At 65.7% G+C, this 23,933-nt stretch carries 20 protein-coding genes; 13 read left to right on the top strand and 7 right to left on the bottom strand.

Annotated features, from left to right (window positions below; all coding sequences use genetic code 11):
• Positions 1-17: 17 nt before the first annotated feature.
• The 6 genes from BLT36_RS02690 (at position 18) to BLT36_RS02665 (ending at position 5,604) form a co-directional block, all read left to right on the top strand.
• The gene (locus BLT36_RS02690) at positions 18-1,418 is read left to right on the top strand and encodes an FAD-dependent oxidoreductase (RefSeq protein ID WP_092091710.1); all 1,401 of its coding nucleotides are present in this window, start codon (positions 18-20) and stop codon (positions 1,416-1,418) included.
• A 5-nt stretch (positions 1,419-1,423) separates the two neighbouring features.
• Positions 1,424-2,821: an arsenic transporter gene (locus tag BLT36_RS02685; protein WP_092094247.1), complete on the top strand. Its 1,398-nt coding sequence runs from the start codon at positions 1,424-1,426 to the stop codon at positions 2,819-2,821.
• Positions 2,822-2,841: 20 nt separating this feature from the next.
• Positions 2,842-3,258, top strand: a complete 417-nt coding sequence (locus tag BLT36_RS02680; protein ID WP_092091708.1) for an arsenate reductase ArsC — start codon at positions 2,842-2,844, stop codon at positions 3,256-3,258.
• A 20-nt stretch (positions 3,259-3,278) separates the two neighbouring features.
• A complete protein-coding gene (locus BLT36_RS02675) occupies positions 3,279-4,676 on the top strand; it encodes an FAD-dependent oxidoreductase (protein WP_092091706.1) in 1,398 nt (465 codons plus the stop codon).
• 14 nt (positions 4,677-4,690) lie between these two features.
• On the top strand, positions 4,691-5,086 hold the full coding sequence (locus BLT36_RS02670) for an arsenate-mycothiol transferase ArsC (protein ID WP_092091704.1): 396 nt from the start codon (positions 4,691-4,693) through the stop codon (positions 5,084-5,086).
• A 113-nt stretch (positions 5,087-5,199) separates the two neighbouring features.
• The gene (locus BLT36_RS02665; protein ID WP_133519797.1) at positions 5,200-5,604 is read left to right on the top strand and encodes a hypothetical protein; all 405 of its coding nucleotides are present in this window, start codon (positions 5,200-5,202) and stop codon (positions 5,602-5,604) included.
• 125 nt (positions 5,605-5,729) lie between these two features.
• On the opposite strand, the gene BLT36_RS18265 is transcribed toward BLT36_RS02665, so the two are convergent.
• Positions 5,730-6,473, bottom strand: a complete 744-nt coding sequence (locus tag BLT36_RS18265) for a hypothetical protein (protein ID WP_139166333.1) — start codon at positions 6,471-6,473, stop codon at positions 5,730-5,732.
• A gap of 119 nt (positions 6,474-6,592) precedes the next feature.
• A complete protein-coding gene (locus BLT36_RS02655; protein WP_092091698.1) occupies positions 6,593-7,180 on the bottom strand; it encodes a hypothetical protein in 588 nt (195 codons plus the stop codon).
• A 299-nt stretch (positions 7,181-7,479) separates the two neighbouring features.
• Here BLT36_RS02655 and BLT36_RS18260 point away from each other — a divergent pair, with 299 nt between their 5' ends.
• The 7 genes from BLT36_RS18260 to BLT36_RS02625 all read left to right on the top strand — a co-directional run bounded on the left by BLT36_RS18260 (position 7,480) and on the right by BLT36_RS02625 (position 19,042).
• A complete protein-coding gene (locus tag BLT36_RS18260) occupies positions 7,480-7,743 on the top strand; it encodes a hypothetical protein (protein ID WP_139166332.1) in 264 nt (87 codons plus the stop codon).
• A 49-nt stretch (positions 7,744-7,792) separates the two neighbouring features.
• The gene (locus tag BLT36_RS02650; RefSeq protein ID WP_139166331.1) at positions 7,793-8,836 is read left to right on the top strand and encodes a TnsA-like heteromeric transposase endonuclease subunit; all 1,044 of its coding nucleotides are present in this window, start codon (positions 7,793-7,795) and stop codon (positions 8,834-8,836) included.
• A complete protein-coding gene (locus BLT36_RS02645) occupies positions 8,833-10,869 on the top strand; it encodes a DDE-type integrase/transposase/recombinase (protein ID WP_092091695.1) in 2,037 nt (678 codons plus the stop codon). Before BLT36_RS02650 ends, BLT36_RS02645 begins: the two co-directional genes overlap by 4 nt.
• Positions 10,866-12,017, top strand: coding sequence for an ATP-binding protein (locus BLT36_RS02640; RefSeq protein ID WP_092091693.1), 1,152 nt, complete (start codon positions 10,866-10,868; stop codon positions 12,015-12,017). Before BLT36_RS02645 ends, BLT36_RS02640 begins: the two co-directional genes overlap by 4 nt.
• A gap of 76 nt (positions 12,018-12,093) precedes the next feature.
• Positions 12,094-13,857, top strand: a complete 1,764-nt coding sequence (locus tag BLT36_RS02635; RefSeq protein ID WP_175529454.1) for a TniQ family protein — start codon at positions 12,094-12,096, stop codon at positions 13,855-13,857.
• Positions 13,858-13,872: 15 nt separating this feature from the next.
• Positions 13,873-14,223: a hypothetical protein gene (locus BLT36_RS02630; RefSeq protein ID WP_092091689.1), complete on the top strand. Its 351-nt coding sequence runs from the start codon at positions 13,873-13,875 to the stop codon at positions 14,221-14,223.
• A 1,165-nt stretch (positions 14,224-15,388) separates the two neighbouring features.
• Entirely contained in the window at positions 15,389-19,042 is a 3,654-nt protein-coding gene (locus tag BLT36_RS02625; RefSeq protein WP_092091687.1) for a KAP family P-loop NTPase fold protein, read from the top strand.
• A 354-nt stretch (positions 19,043-19,396) separates the two neighbouring features.
• Here BLT36_RS02625 and BLT36_RS02620 read toward each other — a convergent pair whose 3' ends face one another.
• From BLT36_RS02620 to BLT36_RS02600, 5 genes are all read right to left on the bottom strand, one after another.
• The gene (locus BLT36_RS02620; RefSeq protein WP_302847111.1) at positions 19,397-20,608 is read right to left on the bottom strand and encodes an MFS transporter; all 1,212 of its coding nucleotides are present in this window, start codon (positions 20,606-20,608) and stop codon (positions 19,397-19,399) included.
• A gap of 10 nt (positions 20,609-20,618) precedes the next feature.
• Positions 20,619-21,470, bottom strand: coding sequence for an MBL fold metallo-hydrolase (locus tag BLT36_RS02615; RefSeq protein WP_092094245.1), 852 nt, complete (start codon positions 21,468-21,470; stop codon positions 20,619-20,621).
• A gap of 11 nt (positions 21,471-21,481) precedes the next feature.
• On the bottom strand, positions 21,482-22,651 hold the full coding sequence (locus BLT36_RS02610; protein ID WP_092094243.1) for a thiolase family protein: 1,170 nt from the start codon (positions 22,649-22,651) through the stop codon (positions 21,482-21,484).
• Between the two features lie 78 nt (positions 22,652-22,729).
• Positions 22,730-23,191: a winged helix-turn-helix transcriptional regulator gene (locus tag BLT36_RS02605; protein ID WP_092091683.1), complete on the bottom strand. Its 462-nt coding sequence runs from the start codon at positions 23,189-23,191 to the stop codon at positions 22,730-22,732.
• Positions 23,192-23,231: 40 nt separating this feature from the next.
• The gene (locus BLT36_RS02600; protein ID WP_092091681.1) at positions 23,232-23,810 is read right to left on the bottom strand and encodes a TetR/AcrR family transcriptional regulator; all 579 of its coding nucleotides are present in this window, start codon (positions 23,808-23,810) and stop codon (positions 23,232-23,234) included.
• Positions 23,811-23,933: the final 123 nt, after the last annotated feature.

The raw sequence follows: 23,933 nt of genomic DNA, 5'->3' as shown, positions 1-23,933 counted from the left end.
CGTGAAGGACCAGCCTGATGACTCACCTCCTTGCCGTCGGTGGCAGTGACGCCGGCATCGCTGCGGCGCTCCGCGCCCGTGAACTCGACCCGTCGACGGATGTGACGGTGGTGCTCGCGGACGAGTTCCCGAACTTCTCCATCTGCGGCATCCCGTACTGGGTCTCCGGCGACGTCGCCACGGAAGCGTCCCTCGCGCACCGCACCCGCGCCGACCTCGAAGCCGCCGGCATGACCGTCCGCTCCTCCACCTGGGCTTCCGCGGTCGACGTCGACCGCCGCCGCCTCGCCGTCACCGGCCCCGCCGGGGACGAGGAGATTGCCTACGACGAGCTGCTGATCGGCACCGGCGCCGAGCCGGTCCGCCCGGCAGGGGTCCCGTTCGGGGAACCGGGCATCCACCTGCTGCACTCGATGACCGATGCCGAGCAGGTCGTCGCTGCCCTCGAGCTGCTGCCGGCGGGGAGCCGGGTCGCGGTGGTCGGCGCCGGCTACATCGGCCTGGAGATGACCGAAGGGCTCGTCGCCCGTGGCTTCGACACGACCCTGATCCAGCGCGGCCCGGAAGTCCTCTCCACCCTTGACCCGGAACTCGGTTCCCTCGTCACCGCGGAAGTCCGCCGCCACGGCGCAACCGTCCTGACCGGGTCGACCGTCACCGGCATTACCCCGGCAGGCGGCAGCCAGTGGCGCGTCGCCACCACCTCGACGTCCGGTGACGCGGAGGGCACGTTCGCGCTCGTCGTGGTCTGTGTCGGCGTCCGCCCGGTGACGGACCTCGCCGTCGCCGCCGGGGCACGCCTCGGTCAGACTGGCGCGATCGTCGTCGACGCCAGCATGCGGACCGGGGTGCCGCACGTGTGGGCTGCCGGTGATTGCGTCGTGACGCACCATCGCCTCCTCGGCACAACCTGGTTGCCGCTCGGGACGACGGCGCACAAGCAGGGTCGTGTCGCCGGGGAGAACATGCTCGGCGGCAGCAAGGTCTTCGCAGGTTCGGTGGGGACGCAGGTGGTGAAGGTGTTCGACCTCGTCGCTGCCCGCACCGGCCTCCGCCAGCACGAGACCGGCCCACTGGAGGTGTCGCCGTTGACGCGGCTGACGGTGGCGGATGACCACAAGCGGTACTACCCAGGCGCAGTCCCGCTGACGATCAGCGTCACCGGCGACCAGGCCACCGGCCGGCTCCTCGGTGCGCAGATCGTCGGGCAGCGCACGGCGGAGATCAGCAAGCGCATCGACACGTTCGCCACCGCCCTCCACGCGGAGCTCACCGTGGATGACGTGATCGACCTCGACCTCAGCTACACGCCGCCGCTCGGCTCCCCGTGGGACGCCGTGCAGGTCGCCGCGCAGGGCTGGGAGCGCGCCGCCGCCGCGAACCAGGCTGCAGTGAATCAGGCCGGAGTGACCGGCTGATGGTGATGGCTGTGGTGGCTGCGGCGATCTTCGTCGCGACGCTCGTGGTGGTGATCTGGCAGCCCAAGGGCTTCCCGATCGGGTACACCGCCCTCATCGGCGCCGTCATCGCCCTCGCCACCACCGTCGTCGGCCTCGGAGATGTCCCGACAGTGGTCGGGATCGTCTGGAACGCGACGCTGACGTTCGTCGCGGTGGTGCTGATCTCGTTGATCCTCGACGAGGCCGGGTTCTTCGAGTGGGCGGCCCTTCACGTTGCCCGCTGGGGCCGCGGTAACGGACGGCTGCTGTTCGTGCTGATCGTGGGCCTCGGCGCCGTCATCGCGGCGGTGTTCGCCAACGACGGTGCCGCGCTGATCCTCACCCCGATCGTCGTCGGGATGCTCCGGGCCCTGAAGATGCCGCAGAAGGCGGCGCTCGGGTTCATCCTCGCCACCGGGTTCATCGCGGACACCGGCAGCTTGCCGCTGGTGGTGTCGAACCTGGTCAACATCGTCTCCGCCGACTACTTCCACCTCGGCTTCGCCGAGCACGCCGCCGTCATGATCCCCGTCGGCATCGTCTCCGTCTTGGCCTCCCTCGGCATGCTGCTGCTCTACTTCGGTAGGAGCATCCCGAAGCGGTACGACGTCCTCGCCCTCACCAGCCCCGCCGCGGCTGTGAAGGATCGGGCGACGTTCCGTGCAGGCTGGGTCGTCCTCGCGCTGCTGCTCGTCGGCTACTTCGCCGCCGACCCGCTCGGTGTGCCCCTCGCGGCCGTCGCTGGCGTCGGGGCGGTCGTGATCGTCGCCGTGGCGGCCCGGCAGCCCGCGTTCCTCTTCGCCCGCGCCCAGGCCGCACCGGTCCTGGTCACCACCGGCGGCACCGCCACCGTCCGTGACGCCGGTGGCGGTGCAGGGGCGCCGTTGGGGCGGGTGATTCCGGTGTGGAAGACGATCCGGGAGGCGCCGTGGCAGATCGTGCTGTTCTCCATCGGCATGTACCTCGTCGTCTACGGCCTGCAGAACCAGGGCCTCACCGATCAACTCGCGACGCTGTTCGACGTGTTCGGTGACCACGGGGTCCTCGTCACGGCGCTCGGCGTCGGGTTCACCATCGCGATCCTCGCGTCCCTGATGAACAACATGCCCACCGTCCTCATCGCCGCCCTCGCCATCGGCGGTGCCGGCGCGACCGGGCTGACGCACGAGGTGATGGTCTATGCCAACGTCATCGGCTCCGACCTCGGTCCGAAGATCACCCCCATCGGTTCCCTCGCGACGCTGCTGTGGTTGCACGTGCTGGAGAAGAAGGGCATCCACATCGGGTGGGGGCAGTACTTCCGCACCGGCATCGTCCTCACCATCCCCGTCCTCGCCATCACCCTCGCCGCCCTCGCCGGCTGGCTCACCCTCATCCACTGAACCCGGAAAGACACACACCCATGAGTGACAAGCCCACGATCTTGTTCGTCTGCGTCCACAACGCCGGACGCTCCCAGATGGCCGCCGGCTACGCCCAGGCCCTCGGCGGCGACCGCGTCGAGGTCCTCTCCGCCGGCTCCGAGCCGAAGGACCAGATCAACCCGATTGCGATTCAGGCGATGGCCGAAGACGGCATCGACATCGCCGGCAACCAGCCGAAGATCCTCACCACCGACGCCGTCCGCGACTCCGACGCCGTCATCACGATGGGCTGCGGCGACGCATGCCCGATCTTCCCCGGCAAGCGGTACGAGGACTGGGAACTCACCGACCCCGCCGGCCGCGGCATCGAGGACGTCCGCCCCATCCGCGACGACATCAAGCACCGCGTCCAGACGCTCCTGGCCGAGCTGCTCCCAGCCGAAGCAACCGCGTAACGACCAGGAAGCCGCAGACCATGACGCTCACCCTCACCGTCCCACCACGCACCACCGCGGACCGCCTCACCGGACTCCCCGTCGCCGTCATCGGCGCCGGCCCCGTTGGACTCGCCGCAGCCGCGCACCTCCTCGAGCAGGGTCTCGAGGTCGTCGTCTACGAAGCCGGGCCCACCGCCGGGACCAGCGTTCGCGCGTGGGGGCACACGCGCCTGTTCTCTCCGTGGCAGTACGTCATCGACCCTGCCGCACAGCGCCTCCTGGGAGCCACCGGCTGGGAAGCACCGCGGGCATCATCGCTGCCCACCGGCCAGGACCTTGTCGACACGTACCTGGCACCCCTGGCAGCGACCCCGCAGCTCGCACCGGTGATCCAGTACGGCAGCCGCGTGGAGGCGGTGTCACGGCAGGGCATGGACCGCACCCGCTCCACCGGCCGCGCAGACACCCCGTTCCTGCTCCGCACGCGCACCGGCGACACCACCAACACCGTCACCGCACGAGCCGTCATCGACACCTCCGGCACCCACACCTCCCCGAACCCGCTCACCTCCGCAGGGCTCGAGCCCACCGGCATGCTGGGGACCCGGATCACCTCCGCGCTGCCGGACGTGCTGGGCGCCGACCGCGCACGGTTCGCCGGAAAGCGGGTCCTCGTCGTCGGCGCCGGGCACTCCGCCGCGAACACCCTCATCAAGCTCGCCGCCCTCGCGAAGGACGCACCCGGCACCGACGTGCTTTGGGCGATCCGCAACCCGGGTACAGCACGCCTCGGCACGGATGCCGCCGACGGGCTCGCCGCCCGCGGTCAGCTCGGCTCCACCGTCCACGGCCTCGTGGAATCCGGTCAGGTGCAGCAGATCGCCTCGTACGAGATCGACGACGTCCGACCCGACGGCGACCAGGTCACCGTCACCGGCCGTCGCGCCGGAGAGCCCTTCGCGGTGACCGTCGACGTCATCGTGAACGCGACCGGGTTCCGGCCCGACCTCGACATGCTCCGCGAGATCCGCCTCGGCCTCGACGACATCGTCGAAGCACCCCGAGCCCTCGCACCGCTCATCGACCCGAACCTGCACTCCTGCGGCTCCGTCCCGCCGCACGGCGTCGCCGAGCTCGCCCATCCGGAACCGAACTTCTTCATCGCCGGGATGAAGTCCTACGGCCGAGCACCCACCTTCCTGCTCCTCACCGGCTACGAGCAGGTCCGCTCCATCGCCGCTGAGCTGGCCGGCGACCACCAGGCCGCCCGCGACGTGCAGCTCATCCTCCCCGAGACCGGCGTCTGCTCCACCGACATCGGCGGGACCTCCTGCTGCACCACCCCAGCCGCTACCGCCACGCCTGCCGCTGAGGATGCGGCCTGCTGCGCTACGCCCGAGCCGACCGCAGACAGCACCTCGTGCTGCACCAACTGACTGGACTCGCACCCGTGATCACGAAGCCGACCGTCCTGTTCATCTGCAAGCACAACGCCGGACGCTCCCAGCTCGGTGCCGCCCTCCTCGAAATCGCAGCCCCCGACCGGTACACGGCCATCTCCGCCGGCATCACCCCGGCCGACGAGGTGAACCCCTCGATCGCCGCGACCGTGGGCGAGCTCGTCCTCGACATCACGGGACGCGTGCCCCGGCGAGTGACGGCCGACCTGCTCGAACAGGCGGACATCGTCGTCCTCATGAAGCCCGACCTCGAACTCCCCGCAGAACCGCGCGGCACGGTCCTCGAGTGGTCGTTCCCCGACCCCACCTCCTGGTCACCAGAAGACGTGCGGCCGATGCGGGACGCCGTCGCGGTACGCATCGAGCGAGAGCTCCTGCAGCCGTAGCGACCAGCCCTCCCCAATAGGGAGCGAAAGTCAGAAGCATGACTCAGGGCGAAGCTGCCTACTGTTGTACATCGCGAAGCCCATGCATCGTGCTGTGGCTGGAGGGGGATGTCATGCCAAAGGATCCAGAACGGCAGCCGTTCGAGGATGCGAGGGCGCAGGTGCGCTGGATGATAGAGCAGCAGAACCGGCAGCCCAGGGTCTTCATGGCAGTCAAAGATCGGGATCTGATCACGCTGATGGATCGGTTCGCGGGACCGCTCGAGTTCCACTCGATGTTGGTCGCCGGGCAGCTGATGGCCGAGGTGAGCCGTCGCCAGCTGTGGGACGCGGTCCTGGAGCGACGGACCGCGATGCTGTTTCGTATGCACCCCGCTGAGGATGTTTCTGCACTGCGGGACAAGGCTCGGGAGTCGCTCGATCACTTCCGGAACGAGCACTTCCCGATCGATCCCGACATTTTCGGGGAGGACGGGTCAGACGCGGAGCGGGGCTGGAACGGGTACATCCAGTTCTGATCTCGACATTCGTGAGGTCCTGCCGCCCCCTCCAGCGCACGGCCTCAGGGCCCAGTGAGGTGCACGTGCCGCGTGCACGGGTGAGGGGTAAGTCGGAAGAGTTGAGGAGCACTTCGGCGCGGAAGCTAAATCAGGCGCCGCGTCTCGAGTAGTTCCAGCAAAGGCTGCACGTGTCGGCCCGCAGTAAGCCACTCGACGGGTGTAGCCGGCTCTCCTTCGATCTGCGTGTACGAGTGCGGCGTCGTCATGAACCCGAGGATCGACGTCGGGTGCATGTCGTCATCGAAGGCTCCGACCAGCGACGACATGTAGTGCAGCGATGGCTGGTCCGGGTCGTCGGTGAACTGCCATGCGGGAAACAGAAGCTCGTCATCGCACACGAACGCGAACAGGTCGCCGAACGCGAGGTCGGTGAGGACCCGTCCCGTTCCGACGTCCAGCCAGTCGGCCGCTTCCTCCAGGGTGAGGGAGGCGCTCATTGAGCGCTGCCAAGAGCGGCGTGCGGCTGCGTCGAGCTCTCCTCGCGCGACGGCAGCCTTCGCGGCTTCGTACCGCTCCCGTGTACCGAACGCGGACTCGATGAGGGCGTCTTCCTCGTCGGGTGTGAGATCTCGGCCGGTTCGAGGACGCGGCGGATTGTGGCGCGGCCCAAAATCTCGACCGCCAGCGTGAACACCGATCAGTCGCGTAAAGGCGCCGTCTTGCCGCGGCCGGTCAAGAACGCGGTCCCGGGTGACCAGGACAGCGTCGTCCGCATCCGCGAAGTCCATGGTGGCGGTGCTGCGGACGCTGTCGGGCAGGTCTTCACCCGTCAGGGCGGCGAGAGCAACACGTGCGCGTGCGCGTGCGATCTGTACCCGTGACGTCATCGGGCACTCCCCTCTTGTTCGACTTCTTGGTCCCCCGCAGGACGCCGCCTGTAGGGGTGGGTAGGTGGAGGGCGATTGCGAGACGCGAGATGGCGGACCCGTGTGCATCCGAGTGGTTCCTACGGCCAACTCGCGGCTTCGAGATGGTCGAGGACGACCTGGACATCGCCGCCGATGCTCAACCGCTCGACGGGCGTGAAGGACTCATCGGTCCCCTCTATCTCGAGGTCCGCGTTGTACATGAAGCCGAGGATCGTGGACGGGTGCTTTTGCTCGCCCCACGCCGGCGTGAGTCGAGCGAGGCCGGGAAGGACAGGCATCGCTGGGTCATCGGTGAACTGCCACGCCGGGTACCGCAACTGACCGTGGCAGACGAAGGCGGTCACTTCTCCCGCGGCGAGGAGCGCATGCAGTTCCGCGTCGCTGATGCTCAACCACTCTGCGGCTTCCTCCCCGGTCAGCGAAGCGACGAGCCCCTCGAGTTCCGTGCGGCGTTCGATCTCGTCGAGCTCGCCACGGGCGACTTCCGCGTTCGACTCCGCGTACTCCTCGCGCGTGCAACTCCCGGAACGGATGAGGAACTCCTCCTCCTCGGGTGTCGCTTGGCGTCCGCGCGGACCGCGCTGCGGCTCGTCGACCCGACCGTAGTCGCGGCCATGAGCGATGACGCCGACAAGCCTGCCGAAGGCCAAATCAAGATCGTTCATAGTCCCCGTACCCTCGGATCTGTCGATTCGCCTCGTAGACGAGGGAGAATAGAGGAGTCCGGCGGGCTAAGAGCCGGCCCGGCGAGACGACGGGACGCGGGAGCTACGATGGCTTGGAGGCACGACTGGCAAGGGTCGTCATTGACCCTTCGACACACGACCTGGAAACCGTGTGCAGTGCCCACCGAGGTCGAGAGTTCCACTTCCGATCCGAGCGAGTTTCGCGTCGGATCATTCCACGCGCCCGTGGGCCGTGCAAGCGCCGTTCCGACGTTCGTTGATCTCATCGGAACAGACACATGACCGAACCACTCTCCCCCCGCCGCTCGCGCCGTCCCCAGAAGGTTGCAACTGACCCGGTCCGTGCTGAGGAGGTGCTGGCTGAGCTTCGGGAGTCCGAGCTGGAAATCCGACGAATCGAGCAGCAACGTCGACGGCTCGTGGTCGAGGCAAGCAACCTGGGATTGACGACGACGAAGATCGGCGAAGCAGCAGGAGCCAGCCAGACGGCGGTGTCGCGTTGGGTACGTGAAGCTCGGGAACAAGTGGAGTCCGATCGATAGCTTCTGAGCACCGTAGCCTAGTCTCAATAACTAGGCTACGGTGCTCGGCATGAGTCTCAGTGATCTGTCTCTGGCGACGACGAGCGACGGGGGCCTCGACCGTCCCAATCAGCCGTTGCAGGTGCGACTCCCCAGCGTTCCTCCTGCATGGGCTGGAGCCCTCGGTATCGCGCTCCTTCGCGACAGTGAACGGTTGGCTCATCGCGGCCGGACACGCGTCGGTGAGTGGGATGTCGATCCCATGGCGGTTCTGAACGCCTGGGCGGCGAATCTCCGGCACACGCCGAATCGCGTCGGGGCCCTGATCGAGGGGCTGCGAGTGAGGGTTCATCGGCCGTGGTCGACGTACCGCTTGAAGCCGGCGCGGCCGGCGTCCGGCGTTGTTGCCGGGTACTCGACGGACGGGCGCACGGTCCGCAGTGTGCAAGTGGCTGACCTGACGGCGAAGCTGCTCTCGACCGCTCATCCGATGCGGGAGTTCTCTCGTCGGTTGACGCAGGAACATAAGCCGGTCGCCGTTTGGACGCACACGACCGGTTCGCTCGTTGGGGCGGAGTCGCATCTGGAGCGCGACTTCATCACTCTCGCCGACTTCCACCCGGCGGTGCGCTACATCGGTGGTCAGCCGTTCACGTTGGCGTTCGAGCGAGGAGCGCCGTGCAAGCTCCACACACCGGACCTAGTCCTTCTCGGGGACGGGCTGCCGCCGCTGGTCGTCGACGTGAAGAACCCGGAACAGGCGGCAAAACGGAAGTGGCAGGCTCGCGCGGCGCTCATCCGGGACGTCCTCGCCGAAGCAGGTATGGGGTACGAGGTCTGGACGGGGATGCCGCGACTGATGCAGGCGAATCTCGAGAACTTTACCGAAGCGCGGGTCCCGGGACCGTCCTACTGCCGCTGGGCGCCAATCGCGGCTGAGTTGTGCTCGCGCCCCATGCCCGTAGTCGAACTTGTGGCACGCATTGCCGCGCGAGGTTACGAGCCCGGGTTCGCGATGATGCTGATCCGCAGGATGCTGTGGCGTCGCGACCTTCGCACCGACATGCGGTTGCCGTTCCGGCCGACCTCGATCGTGTGGACGGTGAACCCGTGACGAAGGACTCGGAGTGGGTCGCGAAGCTGCGGGTGGGTATGCCGGTGGTGCTCGACGGCGAACAGGTTTACGTGCAGTCATGGGCTGACGGGTGGGTGCAATTCGTCGACGCTGCGAACCGGCCCGTGACTCCCCGGCCGCTACGCGCGGTCGTCAAAGCGATTGCAAGTCCGGAGAACCCGCCGCCGGCGTCGATGCTGCTGCATGACCTCGATGACCGGCTGAGCGACCACGCGATCGGCAAGCTCAACGATCACCGCGCGCTGATTCGCTACATCGACACCGGCATTGCGCCCTGGCAAGGGGACGACGACCAGCCCTCCCGAGACGTTGACCCGGAGGTCATCCATAACGAGCGCAAACGCATCGCCGCGATCGCGAGACGCATCGCGGAGCACGACGAGATTCCCTACGAGACGGCGCGCAAGCGCGTCAGCCGCGCCATCAAGCGAGAAGGGGCCGGCCCCACAGCGACTGTCGACGGTCGCTACACCCGGGAACGTCGTACGAACCGCTACGCCGACATCCCCGTCCTCGTGGAGGAGTTCCTACTCAACCGCGTGTTCGACCCGGCTCTGCACACGCAGACGCAGTACCTCGAGTTCCGCCTTTGGCTTCTCGGCACGGCTCCCGACATCACGAAGCCGCCGTCGGAGCGGACGTTCTACCGTCTCGTCGATCGCGTGCACAAGCGGATGCCGCATCTGAGGACCAAGTCAAAGACGAAGCACGGCACCGAACAAGCACCCAAGCAGTCCTTCGCCCCGCGCCATCTGGAGCGACCCGGTTCGCTCTGGCAGATCGACGCCACCACCTCGAACGTCATGCTCTGGGATCCGAAGGACCGAAGCGGAAAGACCCGTACCTACCGGGTCACGCTGGTGAAGATCATCGACTCGGCCACCCGGATGATCGTCGGACGCTCCATCAGCGAGCACTCCTCTGGCGTCGGTGTCGTCCTTGCCCTCGCCGACGCGTTCGCGTCGATGGTCGACGACCGTGAGACGGTGACTGTCGATGGACGCGTCTATCCGCGACCCTTCGTCGGGATGCCGCGCGCCCTGACACGTTGGCCCATCCCGCCTCGCCGTCTGATCACTGACAACGGCAAGGATTTCCTCTCCAACTTCCACGTCAACCAGCTGGCGCGCCTGGGCTGCGAGGTTGAGTTCGCTCGTGTCCGCGACCCGCGCGCCAAGGCCTTCATCGAGCGCAGCTTTCTGAGCTACAAGACCGAGTTCGAGGAACTCTGCGCCGGCTACGTCGGCGGCTCGATCGACGAACGCGGCCTCAACACCGAGGCGCTACTCACCTGGGACCAGCTCTGGGAACGCGACCAGCAGTGGACGGACTTCTACAACTTCCGCGAGCACCGAGGCCTCCGCGCTGAGCTCGGACGACGCCTCAGTCCCTACCAGCGATGGGCGGAACTCGTCGGCGAGACCGGGTACGTCGAGATGCCCAAGTGGGAAAACGAGTGGATCCGTTTCCTTCCGACCTTCCGCGCGAAGCTCCGCAAATACGGCATCACCCGCCGCTACGAGCTCTTCAACGCGCCCATCATCGAGACATTACTGCGCACCCCGGGTGCTTCCCGAGACGGCTACTGGACGTTCCACTACAACCCGTCCGACCTGCGCCAGGTGTACTGCTTCGACCCGGACGGAACTGCGTGGGAAGTGCCCTGGGTACTCCGCACCGAAGACACGCCCCAGTTCTCGGACCACTCCCTCACCGTCCTCGGCGGACAGGTCGGCGACCTGACACTCCGGCGGACGGAGTACCAGGACCGGATGCTGCAGCTGCTCGTTCAGTGGCGCACTGATGACGAGTTGATTCGCAGAAGCCGGTCGGAGCTATCCCGGACCGACGAGATGAACGCGGTCGCCTACGAGCGGCTGCGAGCGCTTGATTCCGGCACCGTGATCCCGAGCGACATGGACTACGACCTCGAGACGATCATCGACGAGGCCGACGGCGACATCGACGAAGATCTCGATGAACTCGACGACCTGTTTGGACGATTCGCATGACGCTCATTCATCAGGACGTCCTCCCGACGTCGGTCAGGCGGCTATTTGGCGAGGACCCCGATCCGGAGCAGAGCTGGGGGATGATGGCCGAGCAAGACCGTTCCTTCGTTCTCGGTGTTGCCGGCGCAGATGTTCCCGATCCTGGACAGTTGCAGGTCGGTGCGGGGCTTGACGAGCGACGGCGTTACCGGGCCGCGCTCGAAGATTGGCATCACTCCTGGCCGTACCTTCGTACCCGCCATACTGCGGGAGCCGAGATGCAGTACCGCACCGTCCGAAGCCCGCAGCCTCGCCGCACTGCCGATCTGATCCCGATCACCCTCGTCACCGGTCCTCCAGGGACCGGGAAGACGAAGCTCCTTCGTCGTATCGCGGCAGAGACGATGTGCCAAGCGGCCTGGGATGCCCGCATCGGCATCAGCGCGCCGCTTCTCGACGGCGGCCTGTTCACCGCACCCCGTAGAGACGTCGTCGTAGTGGATCTGCCGAAGAAACAAGCAGAGCAGCAACTCTTCGCGCTCCTCTGCCAACAGGTCGGAGCACCGTTCGACAAAGACGCCCGCGCCGCGTTCGGCCGAGCCGTGGAGCGGCACCGCATTCGGTGGGTCTTCGTCGACGAGATTCAGTTCATCAACTTCGACGGTCAGACCGGCAAGTACGTCCACGACGGTTTTAAGTCCCTGCAGAACATGGGCGTCAGAGTCGTGCTGGCTGGTCATGACATGCGGCAGCAGCTCGCGGCGCAGCGCAGCGGCGCCCGGGAGGCAGCACGGGTGCAGTCCGAAGCGCGCTGGATGCTCATCGAGTTGGAGCCGTACCGGCGCAGCACCAAAACCGACATAGCCGAGTGGAGGAAGTTGCTGCAACGCATCGAGCAGCGAATCCGGCTTAGGGGTCACAAGCCGGGAGAAGCGGTGCTCAGCGAGGAGTTCGAGGAGTACCTGTGGGTCGCGACGCTCGGGTACATGAGTCACGTGTCGACGCTGGTGTCAGGCGCCGCGAACGTTGCGGCGGCGACTGCTGATCAGCGCATCACCCGGAAGATTCTCGACATGGTCGCTGTGGAAAAGCGGGCCCAGGACGGCCGTGCACAGCGCCTACAGCTGTGGGACGCCGGCCGGTTCTCCTTCCGCCAGAGTTGGCGTTGAGGTGAGGGCGTCGTACCCGGGGCCGGACGCGTTGAACCGTGTCCACACGGTCCCGTTCGGGTTCCGGACGACCGTCGTGCCCGGCGAGTACCTGCCGAGCTTGCTACTGCGGATTGCTGCATACGTCGGCGAGCCCCCGGTCGCGATCAGCCGTTGGTGCGGTCTTGGCACGCTTCGGTGGGAAGACCGGCGGCGGCTCGACATGATTCTCCCGGGCGACGTCGCACGCTCCATCGGAATCGCCATCGGCTGCAGCACCAACGAGCTCATCGACGGGATGATGCGGTCGTTCATAAATGACGCGCTCGCACCGGGCGTCGACGGTCTCCCAGCGCATGCGAAGAACTGGACCAGAGGATCCGGGACCCGATACTGCCCACAGTGCCTCGCCGCCCGGCCAGCTGTCTTCCTCGCGCATTGGCGCTTGTGGTGGTCATTCCTTTGCGAGACGCACCTTGTGCCGCTGCACGACACCTGCCCTGCCTGCGGGCAGGGGATTCCAGACCCCGCGCTCATGGAGGCACATCCTGTCGACCCTTCAAGCTGCCGCGCACGCCTCAACGACGGCAGTCGGTGCGGTCATGACTTGCGGGCCACCTGGCACGAAGCACCGTTCGACAACTCTGCTCCCGTCGTCCGGGCACAAGTCGCGATTTCAGCCGCTTGGAAACGCGACCGAGAGACGCTGGACGTCTTCATCCCAGACGTGCAGCACCTCTTCCTCACGTTGCGCGGCGTCGGCATCGCACTCCTCGCCGCGGACGACATCGCCCTCATCGCCGAGCTCGCCGAGCTCGACCCGTCACAGCTGCACGGTCTCTTCGACGAGACCGCACGAGTCGGAACGGCGCCTCCGAAGAACGCGTTGGCGATGGGGGCGCTGATGGCAGCTGCGTTCACGCTCATGTTCGCCCCGGAGGAAAAGGTCCGGCACCTCATCCGCCGGCTCACGTTCGCGCGGCCATCCGAGCAGGGGCAGACCGAACGCGGCCCCGGCAGCGCCGCGACCCTCCTCGGCTACTGGCCGGGCGTCGGACCGCGCTTTCGAGGCCGTGTCCTCCGAGCCATCGATCAGGACCTCCCCGCGATGCAACGCCTCGTGACCGGTAGCGCGGTGCGAGCAGAGTTCGACGAACCAGCCGTCGCCGCCTACGTCGACTTCCTCATGCCACGCGACTCCCTACGCAATCCAGAGTGGACCGCGGACCACATCCCACCATTGCTCTGGACGAACTGGGCGGTACCGCTGAGCGTGGCAGGCGGCACCGACCCCGAAACCCTCCAACGATCACTCGCCTTAGGACTTACCGCTGCTCTCACCGGCACCCACCGAGACGCACCCGAACCGGAGGTGATCGCCGGCATCGGAAGAAGACTCCGACCAACCATGCTCGGCGCACCCGCGCAGACCACCGCGATCCTGCGCCAACTCGGCGAGCTCGCCCGCTACCTCGCAGCGTCCACACCGCACATCAACTACGCAACCCGGCGCCAACACCTGCCGTGGTGGCAACTCCTCGACCAGACGCACTGGGACATGATCTGCGCCAGCGTCAGCACCTTCACCGGCGGACCCCGACGGCTCCTCAACGTACGCCGATACCTCTACCTCCGAGCCACAGCACAACCCATCAGCGCCCTCCCCGCTCCTTGGGCGGTCGTCGCGAACGGACGAGATGCCGCGGAATACACCGAATTCCAGATCCGCATGACCGCACAACTCCAACTCGCCCTCGACGCATACCTAGAGGCCTGGCTCGCGGTCACGATCGACGCCGTGAACGCATACGACCGAGGCAAAGGCACATGCCCCGCCGCTGTCTGGGAACCCCCGCGCTGAGCCGGTCGAGAGGCGATGCACCTCGGCCCCGAGATCGACGACCTCGACGTGCCGGCACTCCACGAACTCGTCGGCTCCGGCGTCACGACTGTCAGAGCCCTCGCCGCAGCAGTGCACCGCACTCCGCAGCACGTCCGCTGGGCCCTCCGAAGGCACCCGGTCCCGTCCGATCAGCCGGTCTCCCCTATCGACTGGAGCTCGCATCTACGCGAGGTCTCGTGGCGGCCGTACCTCCCGGTCAAGTGGCTGACACAGCGGGTTGAGAACGACGTCGAGCAAGAGGTGACCGTGCTCGTGCCATTCGGATGGCACGGCGCTCGTGTACGCAGCGGAGTGCGCGGCAACCAGTACGTCGACTGGCAGTAACCACGCGGCACCCGTGGCGGACGTCAATCGATCACCAAGGAGAACAACGATGGCAAGACGTACCGTTCAGCAGCGGGCCGCACGCATCCTGCAACGCTCGGACCCAGACCGTTGGAAGTACAGCGCCGCGCTCCGCGAGATTCAACGTGAGGAAGAAGAAGACCCCGGGTACGCGTGGCGCATGGTCCGCGCGGAGATGCGGGAGCGAGTTCAGCAGCGAGACGAACAAGGCTGATCACGGGCGAGCAGGGACGTTTGCGCAAGGCACGTTCATCAGGCATGTGCAGTCGACGGCGCGCTCTCGCTTTGTGCCCCGCTCGGGGTTCTCCTCTTCGCGTTCTCCCGTAGATATGGTTCACAAGTGACCCCTGCCCTCTGGATCCAACTCGGATCAGTGCTGCTCGCAGTTTGTTCCGTCGCAGCCGCCTGGTACACGATCCGCAATTCGGCTCAGAGGGAGGCGGCCCGAGATGCCAGGGCATGGGAAGAGCGTCGGCGGGTCCTCGTGGGGCAGGTCATTGGGCGGCTCGAGCGGATCACCCGGACTCAAGTTCGTCCAGTCTTCGCGCGACTGTGGGTCAACTATCAGCTGGAGTTCTCGCTCGCCGTGCCCCAGATGGCGCTGCTCGTCAATGCCGATGAGGAGATACTACTTCGTTGGTTCTCCGCGAGAGTTGGGCGCATGAAGGGTGCGCCGTCAGATGCAGCGGCCGCAACAATCGCCATCGAAACCACCGGGGCTCTCGCGGATTGGTCACGCGGCAAAAAGACACTGCAGTGGTTTGCGGAGGATCTTTCGCAGCCGGTCCAGCGACAGCGGTGGTCGCACCTGCGTCCAGTCCGACCGACCCTCGAAGCTGGAGCGACCATCCTCCTCACTGCAGCTGTGGCTGGGGGTACGTTAGGGGTCCTCGTCCGGGCTGAGCGCGCCGTCGGAGGACTGCGAGCGCGCGGCTCTCTTCGTGCGCCAAGCGACAGGTGATCGCATGACGGCGATATCGCTTGGCCATGGCTAGGCGACGATCAGCGACAGCCCGCCAGGCACGCTCTACGCATGGGTTCGAGATTGAGCACACAACGGCTCGATTAGCGGGCTGACTCATGAGGCGCTGTCGGTCGAGTCTGCAAGTATCGATCATCATCTCAACCGAAGGAGCAGGCGCCTGTGAGCGAGCAACCCGAACTGATCCGTGACGCGGAGATCCAAGATCCGACGCAGGACCGCCTCGGGCACGTTGAGCTCACCGCCGGCCTGCTCACACTCATTGCCCAAACTGGGACGCCAGCGAACATTGCACTCTTCGGCTCCTGGGGATCGGGCAAGAGTGGCATCGGCCGCCTTCTGCGTGCCGAAATCGAAAACGGCTACTCAAAGAAGATGCGATTCGCGCGTTTCGACGCATTCAAATATGCGCAAAATCCGCTTCGTCGCAACTTCATCTCCGTCATCGCGAGCGAGATCGGGAGCAACGATCGCGCGTACGGGCCGGATCTCTACCGAAGTACAACATCCTCGAACGTGACATTCCCCGCGCTTCAGTTGCTCCGCCTGGTCGGCGTACTAATTGCCGTTGTGCTTGCGATTCTCCTCGCGGTCTCGCTTATCGTCGCCTTCTGGGCATGGTTGTCTAACGAGCCCGTGTGGCCACAGCTGGTACGTGCGGCATCGCTAGCCGTTCCGAGCTCACTCGTTCCCGCCGGTGTCATCACCGCGATCGTTGGCTTAGCGAGCAAGGCTTTCACTTCGACCCACACTAGCGAACGCGCTGAGAGTGATGAGGAGTTCGAGGCATTATTCAGTGCTCTTGTTGGTGAGGTCTGGCCGAAGCGCAAGCTCGTCATATTTGTTGACGAACTTGATCGATGCACTCCCTCGGACGTCGTCGAGACGCTCGATACAATCCGCACCTTCTTTGGCGTACCTGGGTGCGTCTTCATCGTCGCAGCCGATCAGCAGGTCCTGGAGCAGGCGATGACCGGAAAGCTACGACAAGCAACGCCGCTAGATGACATCAATCCTTACTACAGTGCGGGAAGCTCCTACCTCGACAAGGTTTTCCAATATCAGATCGCTGTACCGCCGCTCCAGACGAAGAGCATCACACGTTACGCCGCGGAACTCATCGAGGAGCGGGAGGGTCTATGGCAGCGCGTCAACGCCCGCGCTGTCGCCTCGATCCTTGTGCCGGCGCACGTTCGGAGCCCTCGTCGAGTGAAGCACCTGCTCAATTCATTCGTCCTGGCATTCCGGCTTGCGGAAGCACGTGCCGCCGCGGGGCAGCTCGACTTAGACGTTGCAGCGAACGCCGAGGCTCTCGCCCGCGTGGTGTGTCTTCAGGTTGAATTTCCACTGTTTGCGCGTGACATGGTCGCGGATCCCGATCTCCCATCGCACGTACTAGGGGTTCGTTCAAAAAAAGAGGAGTACTGGACCGATCGCCCTGGCGTGTCCGAGCTGGTCAGGAAGATCGCGACGTCCTACGCGATGAACGAGCGCGCCGCCGCGGCCGTTGTAGCAGCCGAGGACGATCAGTCGGACGAGGTTGAACAGGTCGAGAAGTCCCATACGGATCAACTCCTCGGTTACCTGGAGCGAACCAACAACGTTCAGGGGCCCTACCGCGATTTGCTCTTCCTCGAGAGCTCTGGGGCAAGAACGACGCTGCCGACGGCTTCAGCCATGGAACTTGAAACTGCGGCACAGAATGGCTCCCTGATGGCGGTTCGACGTGTGCTCGCTACCTTCAACGAGGATCAGAAGGTCCAGGGTCTCGACTTCCTCGCCGCAGGGATCCGAGACGCGGTCGGGGTTGAGGTGCCGAACTTCGCGCGCGCGATCCTCGCATCGGCCGAGTTCACCGAACTCACGCCGGACCGGGCAGAAGCAGTCCTGCTGGAGGTTGAGCCCATTCTCGTCAGAGACGACGCAGTCATCGATGCAGAGACAACGACCGGCGCTTGGCGTCTTGCGGCAACTGCTGCGTCAGAACGCGGACGAATGGTTGCAAAACGAATCGTGGAACAAGACTTCGTCCACGCGTCGGACGAGCAGGCAGTAAGCGCCCTTAAGCACTATGCGCTTCTCGACGAGGAGTCCCAATTGGTCGCTTCTCTGATTTCTGACCGTATTCTTGACGGCAACGTCCGGATGTTCCTCGATCAGTTCCTTGAAATCGAAGAGGCGCAGCGTGTCATGATGCTGCGAACGACCGAGGAAGACCTTGCCCAAGCAATCGTCGCGGCGATCCAGGCGCATTCATCGTGGAGGAAGGCATCCGAGCCGCCTGCGCCGCCGGCTGGTGCGAGAAGGTCGCCGACGGTTGAAGAGACAGAGATCGGTCCGGAGCCGTTTGATCCAGCTGCAAGTCTTGAAGCCCTGTCAGCCTTCGGCCAGAAGCTCGACGACTCTGAAACGGCGATGCGGGAGCAACTCGTTTCAGTACTTGTTCGTATCGACGAGCAGGAGGCCCGAAATACGGTTGAGATCCTCCTCGATGGGCTGAAAGCCATCCAAAACCCGCTCGCTGCGCGCGTTCTCGAAGCGATGCAGCGACGGCAGACGTCCGAATGGAGCCGCTGGACGCGGCCCGTGGTGGTCGAAGGGCTAACTGCAGATCCCGCGGCGAAGAGGGCGGTGACCGACGCCGCGCGTCTGCTCTGGACGCGTTTGTTCCGAGTCGACTCTGCGGATACGTTTGAAGAATATGAGCGGGGGGTGTCCGTGGTTGCGCACCTACTCGACGATCTGTCCGACGCCGACCGTCGAGCGTTCGGCGCTGCGGCGCTTCCGAGTGCCAGGACCGCGAATGATGCAGCATCCGCGAGTGACTTGCGAAAGCTGCTGGCAGCGCTCCGCCTGTATTCGAGCGCGGGCCTCGCGGCGGCGGGTCACCTGCGGAAGCTTCACCTTTCTGCGATCCTCGGCTCACTCGAGGAGGACGTTGCGGCTGTAGACATTCAGGAGGTTGACGACGCGGTTCGCGAGGCGCTTGACGACTTCGCTCGTTACTCGGAAGGAGTTGCCGGCGAGGGGCTGACAGAGGATCTTGGACGGATCAGTGAGGCTGTGAAGGACAGCACGTGGCTTGATTCGGATTCCGGTATAGATCTGATCGCGCAGATCCTTGCGCTGTCCCCGGAGTTTGCTATTGCTCATCCCGTGCTGCACCTCGGCGCTGAAGAGGTCTCAAGCATCATCGCAGAGCGCACACCAGTACCAAGTCAGCTCCTGCAGCGGTGGCTTGGATATACACTTCTCGACGCGAGTGCAGTGCTCGGAGTGCTCAAGCCGGTTCTCAGCCAAAATCCCCCTGCCCTCATTATTGCTGCGTTCTCCGCCTGGGTGCAAAAGCAGCCTTCAACCGGACGACTCGCGATCTCTGAGCAATTCCTTGGGGCCACCGAGGAACGCAGGTGGGAGGATTCAGTGCTTCACGCACTGAGGCTTTCCGATCTAGAGTCGCAGGATCTCATTGGTCTCCTCGAGCAACGGTACGAAGCTGAGACGACTAATGAGGGCCGAACGTACCTTCTTCGCGTCTGGGCTAGCGCCAGTCCGCTAGGAGATGCCACGCGCCGGACCCTTATCGAAGGACTCCTCGTGCCCATGCTCCGGCTGAACCAGGGCGCCGCCGACAACGCACTCTCGTGGGCAGGCCGCGTCGCGAAGCCGGTTCCGAGTGGTTCGAAGCAGGCGCTTCGGGGTGCAGTCATTCAGGCGTCTGAGCGCTCCGGTCTGACTGGGAAGGCTGACCGCCTGTTGAGTGAGCTAGGGCTCGCTCCGCGACCAAAGCCAAGACTCTTCAGCCACCGCAAGTAGATGTGAGACGGGACAGGTTGTTTGGCAGCGAAGGCGGACAGATGGCTTGCAGGAGGGGCGTTTGTGCCCGAACTATGGACAAGTTGCTTGGCGGCCGACATCTTTGTCTGTGACTGTTCACGGAAACGGTCGCCTGCCCGCCGAAAGTGTCGCTGGACCGTCTGAGCGACAACTTTATTGAGCAAACTTCGACGCTCACGGGATCCAACTCCCCGGTCCCCCGCCTACAACTCGCCGCTATCGCTGTACAAACGCGAGCTCCGACGACACGCTGTCCTGCAAATCGCCTCTAATGATGGACCTGCGCGGTTCATGGGAGCAGCGCGGCCGCACAGATGATTCGGCAGGTGGCTGTCATTGCCGGTGGTCTCGGCGTACGGGCGGCAGAACATTCGTGATCAGCGCGATCGCCCCGACCCCACCTACTACGGGCAGTCCCGCCGAGACCCCTTCCAGCAGTCCCCAGGTCGTGGCGACCACGCCGAGGCTGAGAGCGACTGCCACCTGGATGACGCAGCCGACCAGATATGCCGTCGAGAGGCTTGTCGCCCGGAACGACTCCGGGATCGACGATGCGAGTGCCGCGATACCCGACGCGAACAACAGGCTGTAGGCGATGCCGCCGAGGAGCGCGAAGCCGACGAACAGCAGAAGCGAGGAAGCCTGTGCGGCTCCGATGAGCGTCGCAGTAGCGGCTACAGAGGCGAAGCCGCCGAACACACCGGAGATTCGGGCGGACAACCGCCTCGCTGCGAGTGCCACGACGCCGATGACCAGGCTCGTGAGGGAGATGACAGAGCCGATCACGAACGCGTTGGACGTCCCTACGAGGGTCTTGCCGATGTCCGCGCCCAGGGACAGCTCCAGCGCCCCGAGCGAGTACGCGGCTGCGATCGAGATCGAGGCCCGGACGAGGACGCCGCGGGACTCGGCCGGGAGTCGGCCGTCCTTCTTCTGCTCGCTGAGGATCCGGGCCGGCCGGTCGGGAGGGAGTCGGAGCAGCATGAGCAGGACTACGACCGCGACCGCGAAAAGGACCCAGTACGAAAAGTGAAGTGGCGCCGGCGCGTACTCGACGAGCGCTCCGCCGATGAAGGTGGCGAACGCCAAACCGATCGCAGTCGATGCGGTTGCGATCGAACTCGACCGGCCAGGAGGAGCATGCGACGCAGAAGCGACCATGACCGCCGTCGCCGGACTCAAGCCCAACCCGACGCCAACACCCATCAGGGCTCTGCCAACGATGACCAACCCGAGGTCAGGCGCGACGCCGAAGACCAGTGCTCCGGCAGCGATGGAAACGACTCCGGCGAGCATCGCCGCCCGCCGCCCGACGCGGTCCGACACGCCCCCGAAACACGCGAGTACCAGCGCCAGGGCGAACGGGTAGACGGCGAAGACCGTCGTTGCCTCGACCTGGCTCAGGCCCCAATCGGTCCGGTAGATCGGGTAGACCGGCGTTGACGCTCCACTCCCCCACAAGGCGAGAGCCGGCACACTGGCCGCTGTCCAAAAGGACCTGCTCTGAAGCCCTGACGCGGTCCGGTCACGGTCCGCGGCAACCAGATCGTTGATGTCAGGACTCCTCTGACGCGACCAGCACCGCCGAGGCGCCGTACCAAACCGGACTGGGGTTCAACCGCTCGGGCCAGCGTCGGAGGATCTCGTCGAAGAAGCCGATACGGTCGACGCCGGAGGCAGACACCTCCATAACGTCAAACAAATATCGCCGCGTCTCCCCGATGGCTTCAGGCCAGTCGGCTCGTCGCGGGTCTTTGTGCCCGGCGACCACGGACGTCGCGTGCAACTCGTCGACCTGGTCGAGGGCCTCCTGCCAGCGTTCAAAGCCACCGTGGGCGCCCTCGGCGAGGAACTGGTGGACGCCGTTGTAGACGACGTCTCCGGCCACCACCAGTCCGATCGAGGGAACCCAGAGCACGGTGGTCGCGTCCGTGTCGGAGTGCCCGACCTCAACGGGAACGAGCTCGGCGCCCTCGAGCCAGAGCCCGTCCTCGGGGACGGGCTGAGCCACGACCGGCGTCGCAGGGAGCAGGCCCGGAAAGATCCGATCCCAGAGCACTTCTCGTGCGGTGGTCGCCTGGAGGCGCATGAGCTCGATGGTCCCGGGAGTTGCCCACGCTCGCGCGCCGGGGAAGCGCTCCTGGATTCGTGCCGTGCCGAACCAGTGATCGCCGTGGCCATGCGTAGCGTAGATCCCTACGAGGCGTTTCCCGCTCCGCGCCACCCAGTCGATCACCTCGTCGATCTGATCGACGAGGAACGGTGGATCGACGAGGAACGCGTCGCGATCCCCTTCGATCAGGACAGTCGCGAGTGGGCTCCACATCAGCGGCGAACCGTCCGGCATTCTGTCGTCGCCAGCGCGTTCGCGTCCGTGCGAGACGTGGACCGAGTATTCGATGACCATCAGGTCCCCTGTCAGCCGAGCCACTCGATGACCATCGCATTTGCCAACCCGCCCGCTTCGCAAATGACCTGGAGGCCGTAGCGGCCCCCTGTCGCGTCGAGCACTCCGAGCAGTGTGGCGGTAAGACGTGCGCCGCTGGCACCGAGCGGATGTCCGATCGCGAGGGCACCGCCGTGCACGTTGACCTTGGCAGGGTCAGCGTCGGTCGCCTTGAGCCACGCGAGTACGACGGACGCGAACGCTTCGTTCACCTCGAACGCATCGATGTCGTCGAGCGACAACCCGGCGCGGCGCAGAGCTTGCTCCGTGGCCGGGACGATGCCCGTGAGCATCATGATGGGATCGTCGCCGACGACCGCGGTCGCGACGACGCGGGCCCGGGGCCGCAGTCCGAACCGCTCCACCGCTTCCGATCCGGCGACCAGCACCGCGGCGGCACCGTCGTTGACCGGACTCGCGTTCCCGGCTGTGACGCTCCAGGAGATCTCGGGGAACCGTTCGGACCAGCGAGGGTCTTCGAAGGCCGGACGCAGCGCTGCCAGTGCCTCCGGCGTCGTGTTCGGGCGGATCGACTGGTCGACGTCGCCCGCGGACAGGGGGACCGTCTCGCGCTCGAACAGCCCTGTTCGCTGCGCCCGGGTCGCTCGACGATGGCTCTCGAGCGCGAAGGCGTCTGATTCCTCCCGCGAGATGGCCCAGCGCGCCGAGATGAGCTCGGCGCTGATGCCCTGGGGAACGAGTCCGGGGGCGAAACGCCGCTGCACGGCCTCACCGAACGGGTCCCTGCCGGCCATCTGGCTGCCGATCGGGATCCGGCTCATGGACTCGGCGCCCGATGCAACGACGACCTCGTACGCGCCTGCCTGGATGCCCTGCGCCGCGAAGTGCAGCGCCTGCTGGCTGCTGCCGCACTGCCGATCGATGGTGACGGCAGGCACACTCACGGGCAACCCGGCGGCCAGCGCCGCCCAGCGAGCGGTGTTCGCACTCTGCTCGCCGACCTGTCCGACGGCGCCAGCGATCACGTCGCTCACGGCTGCACCGGGCATGCCCGCCCGTCGGACAACTTCTCGGATCGCGTGGGCGTGGAGATCGACGGGATGCGTGCCCGCGTACTGTCCGTCGGGCTTGCCCTTGCCGAACGGGGTCCTGATTGCGTCGATGATGAAGGCTTCTGCCACGACTGCCCCTCCCTCACGGGTGGTGACGGTCACGCGACCATCACTGCTGACTGGTTTATCACAAGTCAGTAGTCTGACCTAGACCCGGCTGAACTCCACGGCCTCAGGCGGGAGGCTGTCGTCGTCGTGGCGGACGAATCCCACGCGGACAGGCGCGTCGCTGCTCTGCTCGTGTCGCGTCATCGTCGGGCCGTCAGCTCGCGGCACGTTGTCGTCACCCCATTGCTGGAGCGCACCGAGCACAACGAGGAGCTGTCGCCCCTCAGCGGTCGGGCGGTATGCAGAACGTGCTCGGCGACCGGGCTCCTGGTAGTCGACTCGCTCGAGCACTCCGCCGTCGACGAGCCGCTTCAGTCGATCCGTCAACACGTTGGTCGCGATCCCCAGTCGCTCCTGGAAGTCAGCGAAGCGCTCGACTTGGTACAGCAGGGACTCGCGGAGGACGAGGAACGCCCACCGGTCACCAAGGATGGTCAGCGTCCGTTCGATCGAACAGAACGGCTGAACGGGTCCGAGTTCGGGAGTTCGGGCGCGCGACATCCCTGCATCGTACTGCGCAAGTCAGCTGCGCGGCTGTGCGTCATCTACGGATCGATGCCGCTGTTCGTGCGGCCCGGATGAATGTGCGATGAGCAGCTGATCGGTCGTCGAGGTAGCTCCCGACCAGTACAGCATCGCGGAGCATGACGAGTTCGTCGGCTCGGTCCCCGGCGTTGACCCGGCCTGCGGCGTCGAGGTACCGCTCCAGCTGTCCCCGGAACCAGCGCCGATGGGACGAGACGACGGCCCGTACCGGACTCTGGGCGTCGGCGTACTCGGCGGTGGCGTTGATGAAGGGGCAGCCCCGCGTGTGGTGCCGGTTCGCGTCCTCGGCGATCCCCTCGATCGCGAGCTCGAGGAGGTGTTCTGGGTCCGTCGCCACGGACTCCGCGGCATCGAAGGCGGCTTTGAGCATCGCGTCCTCACGCTCCAGGTAGGCCACCACCAGTGCCTCCTTGCCGGCGAAGTGCCGGTAGAGGGTCGCGCGGGTGGTGTGCGCCTCGGCGACGATCCGCTCGATGCCGACACCCGTGATGCCTTCTTGGTAGAACAGCTCGCCCGCGACCGAGAGCAGGTGCTCACGAGGGGAGGTCATCGGGAGTGTGTCGGTGGCGGTCATCGGCGGATCATAACATAGAAAGAACGTTCGTTCTTTTTGGCTAAGTTGCTTGACGCAAGCTAGAAGCCATGCCATGCTCTCCAGCAGAAAGAACGATCGTTCTTTCTCCCGCTGATCGGAGCC

Source organism: Curtobacterium sp. UNCCL20, from assembly GCF_900101675.1.
In the GTDB taxonomy this organism is placed as follows: domain Bacteria; phylum Actinomycetota; class Actinomycetes; order Actinomycetales; family Microbacteriaceae; genus Curtobacterium.
The sequence above is the reverse complement of the archived record's forward strand: the minus strand, read 5'-3'. Positions and strand labels throughout refer to the sequence as shown.

Coding starts and splice junctions, on each gene's coding strand:
- BLT36_RS18260 (WP_139166332.1), top strand. CDS start 7,480: ATGACCGAACCACTCTCCCCCCGCCGCTCGCGCCGTCCCCAGAAGGTT.
- BLT36_RS02665 (WP_133519797.1), top strand. CDS start 5,200: ATGCCAAAGGATCCAGAACGGCAGCCGTTCGAGGATGCGAGGGCGCAG.
- BLT36_RS02675 (WP_092091706.1), top strand. CDS start 3,279: ATGACGCTCACCCTCACCGTCCCACCACGCACCACCGCGGACCGCCTC.
- BLT36_RS18265 (WP_139166333.1), bottom strand. CDS start 6,473: ATGACGTCACGGGTACAGATCGCACGCGCACGCGCACGTGTTGCTCTC.
- BLT36_RS02690 (WP_092091710.1), top strand. CDS start 18: ATGACTCACCTCCTTGCCGTCGGTGGCAGTGACGCCGGCATCGCTGCG.
- BLT36_RS02685 (WP_092094247.1), top strand. CDS start 1,424: ATGGCTGTGGTGGCTGCGGCGATCTTCGTCGCGACGCTCGTGGTGGTG.
- BLT36_RS02630 (WP_092091689.1), top strand. CDS start 13,873: ATGCACCTCGGCCCCGAGATCGACGACCTCGACGTGCCGGCACTCCAC.
- BLT36_RS02650 (WP_139166331.1), top strand. CDS start 7,793: ATGAGTCTCAGTGATCTGTCTCTGGCGACGACGAGCGACGGGGGCCTC.
- BLT36_RS02640 (WP_092091693.1), top strand. CDS start 10,866: ATGACGCTCATTCATCAGGACGTCCTCCCGACGTCGGTCAGGCGGCTA.
- BLT36_RS02605 (WP_092091683.1), bottom strand. CDS start 23,191: ATGTCGCGCGCCCGAACTCCCGAACTCGGACCCGTTCAGCCGTTCTGT.
- BLT36_RS02600 (WP_092091681.1), bottom strand. CDS start 23,810: ATGACCGCCACCGACACACTCCCGATGACCTCCCCTCGTGAGCACCTG.
- BLT36_RS02655 (WP_092091698.1), bottom strand. CDS start 7,180: ATGAACGATCTTGATTTGGCCTTCGGCAGGCTTGTCGGCGTCATCGCT.
- BLT36_RS02680 (WP_092091708.1), top strand. CDS start 2,842: ATGAGTGACAAGCCCACGATCTTGTTCGTCTGCGTCCACAACGCCGGA.
- BLT36_RS02615 (WP_092094245.1), bottom strand. CDS start 21,470: ATGGTCATCGAATACTCGGTCCACGTCTCGCACGGACGCGAACGCGCT.